The organism is Methanococcoides sp. NM1 (genome assembly GCF_900774285.1).
GTDB classification, from domain to species: Archaea; Halobacteriota; Methanosarcinia; order Methanosarcinales; family Methanosarcinaceae; genus Methanococcoides; species Methanococcoides vulcani.
The window spans coordinates 1-14567 of record NZ_CAAGTW010000006.1 but is presented as its reverse complement, the minus strand read 5'-3'; the positions used below and the strand labels follow the sequence as shown (position 1 = coordinate 14567).

At 42.4% G+C, this 14567-nt stretch carries 14 protein-coding genes; 6 read left to right on the top strand and 8 right to left on the bottom strand.

Features of this window, described 5'->3' with window-relative positions; genetic code table 11:
• Positions 1-81 precede the first annotated feature (81 nt).
• Entirely contained in the window at positions 82-2796 is a 2715-nt protein-coding gene (locus E7X56_RS07045; protein ID WP_210409259.1) for a cation-transporting P-type ATPase, read from the top strand.
• Between the two features lie 157 nt (positions 2797-2953).
• On the opposite strand, the gene E7X56_RS07040 is transcribed toward E7X56_RS07045, so the two are convergent.
• The 4 genes from E7X56_RS07040 to E7X56_RS07025 all read right to left on the bottom strand — a co-directional run bounded on the left by E7X56_RS07040 (position 2954) and on the right by E7X56_RS07025 (position 7266).
• Positions 2954-3805 (bottom strand): glycine betaine ABC transporter substrate-binding protein, encoded by an 852-nt coding sequence (locus tag E7X56_RS07040; protein WP_135606109.1) that lies wholly within the window; start codon positions 3803-3805, stop codon positions 2954-2956.
• 109 nt (positions 3806-3914) lie between these two features.
• Positions 3915-4745 (bottom strand): proline/glycine betaine ABC transporter permease, encoded by an 831-nt coding sequence (locus tag E7X56_RS07035; RefSeq protein WP_135606108.1) that lies wholly within the window; start codon positions 4743-4745, stop codon positions 3915-3917.
• Positions 4746-4748: 3 nt separating this feature from the next.
• On the bottom strand, positions 4749-5960 hold the full coding sequence (locus tag E7X56_RS07030; RefSeq protein ID WP_135606107.1) for a glycine betaine/L-proline ABC transporter ATP-binding protein: 1212 nt from the start codon (positions 5958-5960) through the stop codon (positions 4749-4751).
• 259 nt (positions 5961-6219) lie between these two features.
• Entirely contained in the window at positions 6220-7266 is a 1047-nt protein-coding gene (locus tag E7X56_RS07025) for a calcium/sodium antiporter (protein ID WP_210409256.1), read from the bottom strand.
• A gap of 180 nt (positions 7267-7446) precedes the next feature.
• On the opposite strand from E7X56_RS07025, the gene ribH reads away from it, so the two are divergent.
• On the top strand, positions 7447-7866 hold the full coding sequence (gene ribH, locus E7X56_RS07020) for a 6,7-dimethyl-8-ribityllumazine synthase (protein WP_177165253.1): 420 nt from the start codon (positions 7447-7449) through the stop codon (positions 7864-7866).
• A gap of 52 nt (positions 7867-7918) precedes the next feature.
• On the top strand, positions 7919-9061 hold the full coding sequence (locus E7X56_RS07015) for a pyridoxal phosphate-dependent aminotransferase (protein WP_135606105.1): 1143 nt from the start codon (positions 7919-7921) through the stop codon (positions 9059-9061).
• Positions 9062-9178: 117 nt separating this feature from the next.
• On the opposite strand, the gene E7X56_RS07010 is transcribed toward E7X56_RS07015, so the two are convergent.
• The 4 genes from E7X56_RS07010 to E7X56_RS12340 form a co-directional block, all read right to left on the bottom strand.
• The gene (locus tag E7X56_RS07010; RefSeq protein WP_135606104.1) at positions 9179-9610 is read right to left on the bottom strand and encodes an adenylyltransferase/cytidyltransferase family protein; all 432 of its coding nucleotides are present in this window, start codon (positions 9608-9610) and stop codon (positions 9179-9181) included.
• Positions 9611-9730: 120 nt separating this feature from the next.
• Positions 9731-10528, bottom strand: a complete 798-nt coding sequence (locus E7X56_RS07005) for a DUF1638 domain-containing protein (protein WP_135606103.1) — start codon at positions 10526-10528, stop codon at positions 9731-9733.
• A gap of 195 nt (positions 10529-10723) precedes the next feature.
• Complete coding sequence (locus tag E7X56_RS07000) at positions 10724-12316, bottom strand: sodium:solute symporter (protein ID WP_135606102.1); 1593 nt, start codon at positions 12314-12316, stop codon at positions 10724-10726.
• Position 12317: 1 nt separating this feature from the next.
• A complete protein-coding gene (locus E7X56_RS12340) occupies positions 12318-12437 on the bottom strand; it encodes a symporter small accessory protein (protein ID WP_330217372.1) in 120 nt (39 codons plus the stop codon).
• 639 nt (positions 12438-13076) lie between these two features.
• Here E7X56_RS12340 and E7X56_RS06995 point away from each other — a divergent pair.
• The 3 genes from E7X56_RS06995 to E7X56_RS06985 all read left to right on the top strand — a co-directional run.
• Positions 13077-13268 carry a hypothetical protein gene (locus E7X56_RS06995; protein WP_135606101.1) on the top strand — a complete coding sequence of 64 codons (192 nt, stop codon included), beginning with the start codon at positions 13077-13079 and terminating at the stop codon, positions 13266-13268.
• Positions 13269-13288: 20 nt separating this feature from the next.
• Complete coding sequence (locus E7X56_RS06990; protein ID WP_135606100.1) at positions 13289-13480, top strand: hypothetical protein; 192 nt, start codon at positions 13289-13291, stop codon at positions 13478-13480.
• A 309-nt stretch (positions 13481-13789) separates the two neighbouring features.
• The coding region (locus E7X56_RS06985) for a DUF4430 domain-containing protein (RefSeq protein ID WP_167879475.1) at positions 13790-14567 on the top strand (778 nt) is incomplete at its 3' end.

The following is a 14567-nucleotide window of genomic DNA, read 5'->3' as shown; positions in this document are numbered from 1 at the left end:
GTCTTTTGATCAGATGGAACAATCTATATCCTATTATTACAGTTTTATATACAAATATGTCGGGAGTATGGGGGTAACATTATACTCAACAATGAAGTTCCTGATTGCGGGGCAAAAGGCGATGAGCATAGCACCTCTCTTGAAGAATTTCTCAAAAGGTTCGATGCTGACACTGAAGGATTAACATCAGCTGAAGCCTTGGAAAGGTTGGAGATATGTGGAAAGAATATTCTTGAAAATATAGGTCGCGAATCAATTCTCAAGAAGTACTTAAAACAATTCCGCAATTTTTTCTCGATCCTGCTTATTACAGGGGCTTTGCTTTCATATACAGCAGAACTGCTGGATCCCGGAAAAGGAAACCTGTACATCGCTATTGCCCTTTTTGGAGTTGTCATTCTTAATGCCACTTTTACCTTTATACAGGAATACCAGACCGAACAGATAATGGCGAGTTTCCGCCAGCTTATACCTCCTGTTGCCAAGGTTCTGAGGGATGGAAAAATTAAGGAAATATTGGCATCTGAACTGGTTGTAGGAGATGTCATATTCATTGAGGAAGGCGACAAGGTCCCTGCTGACGGAAGGCTCATTGAAGAGAATACTTTAAAGGTTGACAATTCGTCACTGACCGGAGAGGCTGAGCCACAGTTACGCTCACTTGAATGCACTCATCCAAACGTACTCGAATGCAGGAATATGATATTCTCAGGCACGCTTGTATTAACAGGTAACGGAAAAGCTGTTGTTTATGGAACCGGCCAGAATACACAGATGGGAAAGCTTGCAACTTTGACGGAACAGACAACATCAGTTGAAACACCTCTTCGCAAAGAGCTCAATAATTTCATTAAGATCATCTCCGTAATTGCAATATTTCTGGGTATATCCTTCTTTACGATCGGCTTTGTGATACAGGACCTATTCCTGTTGAATCTCATTTTTGCGATAGGCATCATAGTCGCCAATGTCCCTGAAGGACTGCTTCCAACTGTGACACTGGCCTTAAGCCTGGCCTCAAAAAGAATGGCAAAAAGGAATGCCCTTATCAAACAGCTCGAATCAGTGGAAACACTTGGATCGACCACGGTCATTTGTACTGATAAGACCGGGACACTGACCCAGAACAAGATGGCGATACATTCGATGACCCTGGGGCTTGAACAGATCGATGTGAGCAATGGGGAAGTTCCACCGGACATTCTACTGAAAGTAGCAGTACTTTGCAATAATTCAAGACTCACTGAAGGACCTGCGGGATATAAGGGAGATCCCACTGAAGGTGCTTTGTTGATGTATGCATCCAAATTTACGGATATTGATGCGATGCGGGAAAATAATAGTCGTTTGAAAGAGTATTCGTTCGACTCCCTGAAAGAAAGGATGCAGGTCATTTACCATACAGATACAGGTGAACAGGAATCCTACCTGAAAGGAGCAACTGAAGTTGTTGTTAATATGTGCGACCACATCCTGATGAACGGGGACGAGGTGCCTATTACAGAAAATGACAGGAACGACCTCCTTGACATGCACCTGAAGATCGCTGAGAAGGGGGAGCGTGTGCTTGCTCTTGCATATCGCAGGGCAGAAAAGGAGCTCGAATACGACACCGGTTTTACCTTCATCGGTTTTAGCGGAGCGGTGGATCCACCCAGGCCGGAGGTCAAAGATGCTATTCATAAATGCCACCGGGCCGGAATTAAGGTAGTAATGATAACAGGGGATCATCCGGTAACTGCCGTTTCGATTGCAAAGACCGTGGGTTTCAGTAACAATGACCATGAGCCGGTTATGATCACAGGTGCTGAGCTGGATGAATTACCACTTGATGAACTTTCAGAAAAGTTAAAGGCTCCGGATATTATATTCGCGCGAACATCCCCGGTTCAGAAATTGAAGATCGTACAGGTATTTCAGGCAATGGGAGAGATTGTGACCATGACCGGAGATGGTGTCAATGATGCTCCTGCAATAAAGAATTCAGACATGGGTGTCGCCATGGGAAGCGGTACGGATGTTGCAAGAGAATCTGCTGACATGATACTTCTTGATGATAATTTTGCCACCATCGTCAATGCGGTGGAAGAAGGTAGGACCGTCTTTGACAATATCAAGAAGTTCATTGCCTACATTCTTACAAGCAACATTCCGGAAATACTGCCATTCATTGCATTTGTTCTGCTTTCGATTCCCCTGCCTATGAATGTGCAGTTAATCCTTGCTATCGACCTTGGTACAGACATACTTCCGGCACTGGCCCTGGCTGTTGAGAAAGGTGAAGGGGATATAATGAAGCGGCCTCCCAGATCAAGATCTGAAAAGCTCCTGACACCGCAGGTACTTCTGACATCCTATGGACTGAAAGGACCGATCGAAGCTCTGGCAGGCTTTACCTGTTATTTTGCAGTACTTATGGGAGGAGGCTGGACCTGGGGACAGGCCCTGCTAAGCAATGAACTTCTTTACAGGCAGGCCATAATGGCATTTTTCGCTTCGGTCATAATCTGCCAGATAGCAAACCTGCTCGTATCCCGCACAAGAGTGGAATCAGCATTATCAAAGAACCTGTTCACTAACAAGATGATACTGCTGGCGATCGTGAGTGAATTGTTGATACTTTCCATGATAATGTTCTATCCGTTCGCAAACACGATATTTGGAACAGCACCTGTTTCGGTGGAACACCTTCTACTTGCACTGCCGTTTGCAATATTGTTGTTCGTGCAGGATGAGGTCAGGAAATATTACATCAGAAAGGGCTCATTGCTTGCAAAAGTTTTCCTGAAGTGGTGATCACATCGGACCATAATGTATCGAAACTGATGGAAGTATAGTGTCCCCTCTCAAAATCCACTACAATAAATAAAATGTGAACTTATCAGAAGTAATTTATAAGTGATTATATTCTTGGACAGAACAAAAAGTTAACAAAAAGAAAAATGGAAGGGGATTACTCGCCCAACCACTCATTTACCTTTTCAGGATTGTTCTCTATCCACTTTGCAGCTGCTTCCTCTGGAGACATGCCATCCTCCATGTCCATCATTACTGATTGGATGTCTTCATGGGTCCAGTGGAATCTTGTAAGTACATCATAGACCTCTGGCATATCTTCCTCAAGGCCTGTGCGGGCAAGTGTGTCCACATTGTCTGCCTGGCCATAGATTCCCTGTGGGTCATCAAGGTATTTGAGATCCCAGCGGCCAAATGACCAGTGCGGTGACCAGAGTGTAACAACGATAGGTTCTTCATCATCGATTGATTTGCGAAGCTGTGCGGTCATGCCTGCAGTACTGCTTGAGATTAGTTTGTAATCAAGCTCATAGGCTTCGATTGCATTTTCTGTGTTCTCCATGATACCTGCACCGGGATCGATCCCGATGATCTCTCCATCAAACATTTCCTTGTTGTCGTTGAGCTCTTCGATGGAGTCTATCTCTACATATTCTGGTACAACAAGTCCCAGAGGGCAGCCCTCAAGGTTGTGTCTGACATTGACCAACTGGTCTCCATACTGGTTCCAGTAGTTCTTCTGTGTCACAGGCAACCATGCGGATGTTGTGAAATCGAAATCTCCCTGAGAGACTCCCAGATAAAGGGCGCCTGCATCCACTGCAATGATCTCAACATCATAACCCTTCATCTCAAGCACCTGTTCTATCACATTGGTACTTGCGATCTCCCCGTCCCAGAGGACGTATCCAACGGTCACCTTTTCAGAAACAGTTCCATCTTCATTTGCATCATCCTGACCTACGCAACCAGCTGCAACAAGAGTCAGCATCAATACTAGAATCAACATTATTGATTTTATTTTACTTTTCAAAATATCACAAACTTTAAAGAATTCTCCAGTTTATTTTTTTATATAGTTATCATGCAGCATTGCCGCTATGAAAGAAAGATGCATCTTACTTTGGAGTAAGATGCTGTGTAAACCTGTCAAGTATGATCGCTATGATCACAATTGCAAGTCCTGCTTCGAATCCCTGACCAATATCGACCCTCTGGATACCAATAAGGACCTGATATCCCAGACCTCTTGCACCGATCATGGCAGCAATTACCACCATTGAAAGTGAAAGCATGATACACTGGTTCACACCTGCCATTATACTTGGCAGGGCAGTTGGTAGCTCCACCTTGGCCAGTTTCTGCCATGGAGTTGAACCGAATGCATCGGCAACTTCGGTTAGCTCCTTCGGGACCTGCCGAATCCCCAGGTTTGTAAGCCTGATGGCCGGAGGCATTGCAAAAACAATTGTTGCAACAAGTCCCGGGACATTTCCGAGACCGAAAAATATGACTGCAGGAATAAGATAAACGAATGATGGCATCGTCTGCATCAGGTCAAGTACAGGTTTGATCACATGGAATGCCCATTCATTCTTTGCTGAAATAATTCCCAATGGTATTGCAATAATCAATGCAAGGAAAGCTGATGCAAGTACAAGTGCGATCGTCTCCATTGATAGTTCCCATAGACCCATATTGTCTATCAGGAGCAAACCGACCACACTGCCAATTGCAAGTTTTATATCTTTCTTGCCGATGAAATATGCAGCAACACCAATGATCAATGTAAATAAGATAGGAGGGAACAAAAGCAAAGTATCGTTAAGACCTGATATCATGTAATCGGTCATGTCACTGAAAAGGTCCAGCACTATTCCAAAAGTGCCATCGATCCATTTGACCAGGGTTTCCACACTCTCCCCGATCGGTATTTTAGATATAGCCATTGATCACACCTCCTCGATAGCAAGTGCACCAAGTACACTTCCTCTAACAATTATTCCAATGAGTTTTCCATCATCTTTTGCAACTGCAAGGGGCGAACTGTTTTCTATTACCGGAATAAGTTCGTTTAAAGGTGTATCAGGATGAGTGATCGTGACATCATCAGACATAATATCCCTTATGCTCTTTCCTTCCTTTGAGCCTTTTAATGCATCATCCACTTTAATGATGCCTTCTACGTGCTTCTCCCTGTTCACGACAAAGATAGAAGATATACCATGTTCCCTCATCAATTGCAAAGCCACTTTCGGACCAGACTTAATTGATACAACAGGTTCAGCGCGTTTCATTACCGCTTCTGCAGTGAATATCTTAGTCCGGTCAACACCTGCCACGAACTTAGAGACATAATCATCTGCAGGTTCTGTAAGGATATCTTCAGCAGTACCGATCTGGGCGATCTTTCCATCATTCATGATCATGATACGGTCACCCAGTTTCAGTGCTTCATCAAGATCATGAGATACGAAAACGATCGTTTTCTGCATCTTGTCCTCCAGTGCAAGCAACTCATCCTGCATCTCGCTTCTTATAAGAGGATCAAGAGCGCTGAAGGCCTCGTCCATCAGCAGGATATCGGGATCCGTTGCAAGTGCTCGTGCAAGGCCGACCCTTTGCTGCATCCCTCCGCTAAGTTGGGATGTTCTGCTGTCTTCATAACCTTTGAGGCCGACTGTCTCGATAGCTTCATTCGCTTTAGCATACCTCTCTTCCTTTGATACACCCTGTATCTCGAGACCGTATGCAACATTATCCAGAACTGTTCTGTGAGGAATAAGTGCGAAATTCTGGAAGACCATTCCCATCTTTTTCCTGCGCATCTCTCGCAGTTCTTCAGAACTTGCTGTGGCAACATCGTTACCATCGAGGAGGATATGTCCGTCAGTTGGATTTATCAAGCGGTTAATGCATCGCAAAAGAGTAGATTTTCCAGAGCCTGAAAGGCCCATTATTACAAAGATCTCGCCTTCGTATATATCAAAATTGACGTTGTAGAGTCCAACGTTCTGTCCGGTTTTTTCAAAAATTTCACGCTTTGAGAATCCCTTTTCGATGAGAGAAAGAGCTTTTCGGGGTTTTCTCCCAAAAATTTTAGTTAGGTTTCGTACTTCAATTTTCTTTTTTGGACTTTGGATACTAAAATCTCCAGTTAACATTGAATTCATTTTCAATGTTGAATAAAAACTTATTGAGGTCTTAATTTCGTTGGCTCTAATCAGTGAAACGATGTGTTATATATTTTGTGGGTTGCAAAATTCATCGATCAGATCACTACAAATCTAATAATAAGAAGTTTCCAGTACGTTTTTGCAGGATGAATACTCATGGACAAAAACAATAACTGATAAGTCAATTTAGATGATCAGTCAATTAATAACTGATGGATCAATTGAAAAAATAATAATGGTTCAGTGATCACAAAAACACATCGGACCTGAACAGCAAGATCAGGAAGGCCACATAAAGCAGGATCAATGCTATTCCTTCAATTCTCCTTATCTCCCAGTGAGTATTGATGAACCATAATAGAATCACACTGATCATGATCATGAATGGAAGTGTGAACATAATGCTGAGCCCTGCTATTTCAAGAGGGAACACAAATGCAGAGATTCCCAGGACCAAAAAGATATTCGTTATGTTGGAACCAATCACATTCCCGATTGCAATGTTCCCATAACCTTTACGTGCAGCAGATATTGTCACCATTAGTTCAGGAAGTGAAGTGCCTACTGCAACCAGTGTAACACCAACAAAGGTGTCAGGAACCTGAAAGAGTTGTGCAAAGAATATTGCCTCTTCAACAAAGTATTTGGCACCAAATATCACCGCGATTCCGCTAACAGCGAGAATGAAAAGATCTTTGGAAGTGTCACCGCGTTCCTTTTTATTCTCTTTTTTGTCATCGGAGTTAAAGTCATTGATTCCCTCTCTGATACGGTGGTTCATAGACTCTACATATTTGAATTTGACAAAATAATTGATAAACTCCACGAAATAAGACTTACCTTCATATTTTGACTTATCCTCGAACAAAAAGAAAATATAAGCGACATAGAAAAGGACAAGGACAACTGCTTCAGCTCTTGAAAGTTGCAGATCAAATGCAAAAAGAAGGAAAAGCGTGGAAGCAAAGAGCATGATGTATCCATCCCTTTTCAGCATTTCTGAGTCTGTCTTCACCACCGAGATGATCGCAGCACAGCCGACTATAAGAGCTATGTTCGCAATATTCGAACCCACGACATTTCCAACCACTATCCCGCTTGATTGTGAAAGTGATGCCGCTACAGAAGAAGCAAGTTCAGGTATTGAAGTTCCAATAGCAACAAGAGTTAGTCCAATGATGAACTCTGAAACTCCGAGTTTTTTTGCAATAGCAGATGCTGAACTGACAAAAAGATCCGAACCCTTGACCAACAGTGTCAGGCCGATAAGCAGGATAGCAACGTTTGATAACATCAGCTTGTATTTGAAAGCATTTCTATTTATCTTTGTATATCATGTCCTCATTTTTGTGTATGATATCGTGCATAATAGGGATACGAAATTGGATGAAACAATAGCCTATACGTATATTTATATGCAAGATTGATGTTTAATGAAGAATATAAGTTAGACATTATAAAGGAGTTTGATGCTTTGAGTGATAGTGAACCTATTAGATTGGGATTTGTTGTAGCTGAGTTTAACAGGGACCTGACATACCAGATGGAGCTTTTGGGAACAGAGCATGCAAAGTTCCTTGGCGCTGAGGTCACAGATACCATTCTGGTACCTGGCGTATATGATATGCCTCTTGCTATCAAGAAACTTTGTCAGAAAGACGACATCGACGCTGTGATAACAATTGGTATTGTGATCGAAGGTGCCACAAAGCACGACGAGATCGTTGTCCAGCATGCTGCAAGGAAGATCACTGATCTTTCACTTGAATATGACAAACCAGTAACACTTGGTATTGCAGGACCTGGTATGACACGCATGGAAGCACACCAGCGTGTGGATTACGCAAAACGCGCTGTTGAAGCTGCCGTAAAACTTGTCAGACGTCTTAAATAATCCGGACAATTCCAACTTGAACTTTAAAACGATATAACAAAGGGTAATTCCTATGCCATCATCAAGACTTGAGCGTGTAGAAGAATCGGCAACGATCAAAATCGCAAACGCTGCCAACAAGCTGAAAAGTGAAGGTATCGATATCATCAGTTTCAGCCTCGGCGAACCGGATTTTGACACTCCTGAACATATTTGCAAGGCAGCTGCCGACGCAATGTACCGTGGTGAAACACATTATGCACCATCCGACGGTATTCCGGAACTCAGGGAAGCAATTGCAAACAAGCTGGTAAATGAGAACAAGCTTGATTTTACACCAAATGACGTACTTGTCACTCCTGGTGCAAAGCAGGCGATCTTTGAGATCATTATGTCAGTACTCGACGACAATGATGAGGCCATCCTTCCTGATCCTTCCTGGGTATCCTACAGCCCCTGCATTAAATTTGCAGGTGCAAACCCTGTCTGGGCACCTACTGATCCGGACAACGGATTCATGCCTTATGGAATTGAGGAACTTGTAACTGACAAGACAAAGCTCATCATCGTTAATTCCCCGTGTAACCCCACAGGTGGGGTGTACGATAAAGAGATGCTCAAGACAGTTGCAGACCTTGCTATCGATCACGATCTGCTTGTGATCTCTGATGAGATATACGAGAAGATCATCTATGACAAAAAGCACATCAGCATGGGTTCACTGGACAACATGCACGATCGTACCATAACAGTTAACGGTTTCTCAAAAGCATATGCTATGACCGGATGGAGACTTGGTTACGTGGCAGCTGTTCCGGAACTCATGAGTGGTTTTAAGAAGATCCATTCCCACTCCGTAAGCAGTGCTACGACCTTCGCACAGTTTGGTGGCGTAGCAGCACTGGAAGGACCACAGGGACCTGTCAATGACATGATCACGGAATTTAAAGCAAGACGCGACATCCTTATCGATGGTCTGAATAAAATTGGCTTTAAGTGCAAGAGACCCGACGGTGCATTCTACGCATTTGCCGATGTGAGCGAGTTCGGCAATGGTGATGAAGTAGCGGACAAATTGTTACAGGAAGCACACGTAGCAGTAACTCCGGGATCAGGATTCGGAGCAAGCAGCAAGGATTTCATAAGGATCTCCTATGCTACATCACAGGAAAGAATCAGGGAAGCACTAACCAGAATAGAGGAAACACTCCTCTAAACCTTTTATTTTATATCTTTTTATAAGGGTTCTTTAGATCCGTATCTCAATATCAGATCTAAATATTATATCTCAACATCCGACTCTAATATCCGGTCTCAACATCCTGTTCAAATATCATTCTCTACTTTCGCAGTAGCGCTCGAGTATTTTATTGACTATTCTCCCACTGCTGTATAGTGGACATTTCAGGGATTCATCTATCCTTGTGACCTTTGCCTTGAAGCCTCTCTCCTTAAGGTTTTTCTGAAGTTCCTCAATATCAAAGGTCTGGTCGTGACCAAGAACGATGATGTCAGGTTCGATCTCATACAAAGGCTCGAAAATATCCTTTTCACTTCCAAGTAATGCCTTATCCACTACCCTCAAAGCACTTATCACATCAAGTCTTTGGTCTTCAGGAACAATGGGCTTTGCTTTGTGCCTTATCATGGAATCCCTTGCAACCAGAACATAAAGCTCATCACCAAGAGCACGGGCAGTACTTAAGAAGAAAACATGTCCGGGATGCAAAAGATCAAAAGTTCCTGTGGCAAGTACTCGTTTCAAGAAAGATCACCCTAAAGATATGGATAAATGGATTTATAGGTCGACGGATTTTACAGTTCAGGTAATGAACACAACCTTAATAATATTATGCAGGGGATAAGCAACAGATAATTCAACGGATCAGTGTTCCCTTTTCAGGACTTCATTGCGGAACTTCCTGTAGCAGCCTTCAATAAGACCAAGCTCTCCCTCGATGTTCAGGATATCAAAGTCAAATATCTCGGCGAATTCCTTTACGATATCATCGAACTTCTTTTCATAACGCAGTCCGGTATCCAATTTTGCCACCTTCTTATAGCCAACTGCATCAAAAACGAATTTAGAGGTCTCAACATCATTTGGGTCCTTGCCGAAGCCACCGGCAACAAGCATATCTCCCCAGTTTGCAGCCCACATGGGTGTCAGGAAAAAGGTACCTATTCCTTTGAAGCTCTTGAGGTGATGCAGATATGCCTCTCTGCCACCAAGCACTGCCCCGATGCAATCATCGATGATCTCACCGTTCTCTTCCTTGAGAATACAGATCTTGCACTCAAGATTCCCGAGATCGCTTTCAACGTCACCCAGGACATTACCGCAAAGTCCGTAAAATAAGAGAATTCCTTCTGAGTAAGATGCCATTTCCTCGACCTTTGAATAAACCTCGGACTTGAGGTTGGATGGTACAGCATGTAATGCAAATTCAAGTATATTTATGACAAAGCAATAAGGATCAGCACATTGATCTGAGCACCGGGATGCAAGGCTGGCTTCAGGCACAAGTTTGTAAGAAATACCGATATCATCCAGCTTCTGTACAAGGCCACCGCAGTCCTTGTTCTCGACCACGATCAGGTTATCTATCAAAGGATCATGTTCAACAAGATGAACGATCTCATCTTCGAACATCCTGCATCCTATCAGGCTTATTACAGGCATAGTCTACTCCTCTTTCAACAGGTAGATAATGTTGCAGGTCGGAACTATATAAGGATGCCTACGATCGTTATACCATAGCAGAATTATGGGGGCGAATACAATAAAAAGATAATAAAAAAATGAATGAAAAATCAGATGCAGGTCTCGAAATTGCCTGCAACTGATAAGTTCTTAAATATATTCTCAAATGTCTTCTCAACGATTATTTCCATAGCACTTTTCAAGGTGATCCACTGGCGGTGGCGTCGTAACAAGACTTACACCAACTGCAACCATCATTGCGAGTGGGGTTGCCACAAGGATCGGATCAATAACTGTCCATGTGCCTGTAAGCAACGTCTCAGTTCCAAAAAGAGTCTGGCAGATACCAAGGGGTGCTGCTTCTTTTGCATGGATGAAAGTAAGCCAGAAGAGGCTGCTGAAAGTACCAACAATAAGACTTGCAATTGCACCCTCGCGGGTCATTCTCTTCCAGAACAGTGCACCCATATACGTCGGGAGGAAAGCTGCTGCACAAAGTCCGAAGAATATAGCAGTAGCCCTTGCAATGATGCTGATAGGCAAAATGTATGCAAGGATAACACTTACCAGGATGGCCACAGAGATACCGATCTTTGTAACGTCAACGGTCTTCCCTGCATTACCCTTCATCAGGAACTCGCGATATAAGTCGTGTCCGATGGCTGTTCCCATTGTATGGAACTGTGAGCTCAGGGTTGACATTGCAGCTGCAAGAAGGGTTATCATGAAGACTATGACGAACATCTCAGGCATTGCACTGTTGATGTATTCGGGCATAATAACGTCCATATTTCCTTTTGCAACTTCAATAGCAAGCATTCCGGTAGTATTAAAGAAGTAAACGTTGGAAAGTCCACCTACGATGTATGCAACTCCTGCCATCATGAGGATGAAAGGACCACCAGCAAAGACTGCCCTGTTGAGGGATTTCTTACTGTCAACGGTCATGAACCTGACCGCAAGCTGTGGCTGTGCAAGCACACCGATACCCACACCAAGGATGATAGTTGATACCATTGTCCACCAGATAGGCGAACCAAATACCGGCATTGCTGTCCATCCCTGATGACCACCGGCAGCCAGTGATTCAGGTACAAGAGGTGCAAGATCCGTAAGTGCCTGATGAGCTTCAACGATACCACCAAGCTTTGCATAGGTAAGTGCCAGAAGGACTGCCATACCACCTAGCATAAGGGTTCCCTGAAGTGCATCGGTGTACATAACAGCAAGTAATCCACCTGTGATAACATAAGCAGCAACAATAACTGTCAGGATAAGGATAGCAATATCATAGTCAACGGAAAGTGCGGTTTCCATGAACCTTGCACCGCCGATAAGGACAATTCCTGCATAAAGAGGCATGAACAAAGCGATAAGAGCACCGGAATAGCCCTGAATGAAACGTGACTGGAATCGTCTTCCCAGAAGTTCGGGGAATGTAACAGCATTAAGGTTCACACCGATCCTTCTTGTCCTTGCACCGAAAACAACGAATGCAATGAATATACCTACAAAGATGTTCATGAACACAAGCCAGAGGGTTCCCAGGCCAAGTGTTCCTGTCACACCACCAAAACCAATGATCGCAGCCGTACTGATAAAAGCTGCACCATAGGAAAGTGCAAGAATGTAAGGATTGACATTCCTTCCGGCGAGCATATAGTCGTCGACCTCTTTGGTTCTCCTGTATGCAAGCCAGCCACAATAGAACACAGCGAGCATATAGACCAGGACAAATATTCCCAGAGTTGAAGTACTGACCGCCATCTTAGCACTCCTCGTCCTCTTCTTCGTTCCATTTTAAAAGCCCATAGACCATACATCCCAGTGCACTTACAATGCACAGGACATATGCTAACCATATTTGAGGATCATCGATACCTAACATAACTACCACTTGCCATTTTTTTGATTGATGCTTGCTAACATGTAGCAAGATCGGATAATGGTAACTGTTAACAAGGACCATACTTTAATGTTTCGAAGTTATTCGAGTAAAATAATACAGAGGATTCCGATTAACTCCTGAATTTGAACAGTTACTTATAAACTCTATATAAACGATTGCCTGATAATATAGGTTTATCGGAATCCTCTACAATCTATTGAATGTAAACAGACATCAATGGGACTAAAAGTACAGAGATGTTTTAGAATTGACATACCTGTATTGCAACCATCTCAGAAAAGAAAATGGAGGTGTGGAAACTATAAATATGGACATATCTTCAAGAACCACAGCACACTCTCTCATACTTCAATAGAAATACGATCATAAGATCATGGTAACAGAAACTCATAAAATCATCATGCACTTTTGGCATTTTGCTTCATATTATGCAAAGTACTGTTAGAGAAAAGCATGTTTCTTACAATCAGCAGAGGCAATATCTACTATTTTTTGAGTGTTAATGTTTGCCAACGCATGTATCAATATTAATTACATTTATGAGCTTTTCAGAGTAGATATGTTTTCGGGGGAAACATATATAAATTAATCGAATGTATATACTGTCGGGGTTTTAAAATGTGGAGTTTTTCAAAAATAGAAAGCGAAAATCTGAAAGCTATCACTGATTTAGAAAGCAAATTAGGTATAACCTTAATTGCTTTTTCAGATGATGGAATCGAGTATGTAGACTTAAAAGAAGACGCTGCTAAAGAAGTAAAGGATCTGGAAAAGAAACTGGATCTTTCACTGGTAGCTCTTAAAGCATAATAAAATAGTGGGGTTTTAAAATGTGGGGTTTTTCAAAAATAGAAAGCGAAAATCTGAAAGCTATCGCTGATTTAGAAAGCAAATTAGGTATAACCTTAATTGCTTTTTCAGATGTTGGAATCGAGTATGCAGACTTAAAAGAGGACGCTGCTAAAGAAGTAAAGGATCTGGAAAAGAAACTGGGGCTTTCACTGGTAGCTCTTAAAGCATAATAAAATAGTGGATTGCAATAGTTTGCACCCACTACCTTTTTTTCAATATCAATGATTCCTACATTAAAGTAATGAAAATACTTTTACTCATTGAATACTTTTGTATTTTTCAATCTGTTGTATAGTTTATATTTTGATCAGCGCACTTTCAACATATAATTTTGTATACTATAATGATAACACCTGTAATCCAAATGCAGAGCTATATATACCATTAAATTCCATGTTTATTAAGGGTTTCTAATTTAAAGCGAAAGAGTAAGAGGTATCACCATGGGGAAAAATATATGGGTTATATGTATTATTGTTTTGGGTACGATACTGGTAATGCCATCAATGGTGGGAGCCGCACCATCTGTCATCTGGGATGGCGAGGTTGAGCTACCATCCGGCGCATTTGATTTTGTGCCTACCAACAACCAGTCTGCAAGCTATGAGATCAATAATTTCACCGATCTTGGAGCTCTTGTGGCTGCGAATCAAAGTGCTGGTTTTAGTATCAACATATCAGATGAATGGTATGCATCATTCGGTTCGTTCTGGATCAATGGCATTAATGGAACTAACAATGAACCATGGGGTCCTTCCTCTAAATCATGGTCGATCTTGATCAATGATGTGCCAGCTTCTGAAGGACTTAGTAAAAATACGCTGAAGAACGGGGATGTTGTCAGTTTCTGGTTCTGTCCAACAAACAGTACAACATTTGAACCCATCATCGATGAAGCAACGTATGTCCTGAACATTACTCTTAAACCTACAACTGTCATCTGGGATGGCGAGGTTGAGTTACCGTCCGGTACATTTGAATTTGTTCCAACAAATAACCAGTCTGCAAGCTATGAGATCAATAATTTCACCGATCTTGGAGCTCTTGTGGCTGCGAATCAAAGTGCTGGTTTTAGTATCAACATATCAGATGAATGGTATGCATCATTCGGTTCGTTCTGGATCAATGGCATTAATGGAACTAACAATGAACCATGGAGTCCTACCTCTAAATCATGGTCGATCTTGATCAATGATGTGCCAGCTTCTGAAGGACTTAGTAAAAATACGCTGAAGAACGGGGATGTTGTCAGTTTCT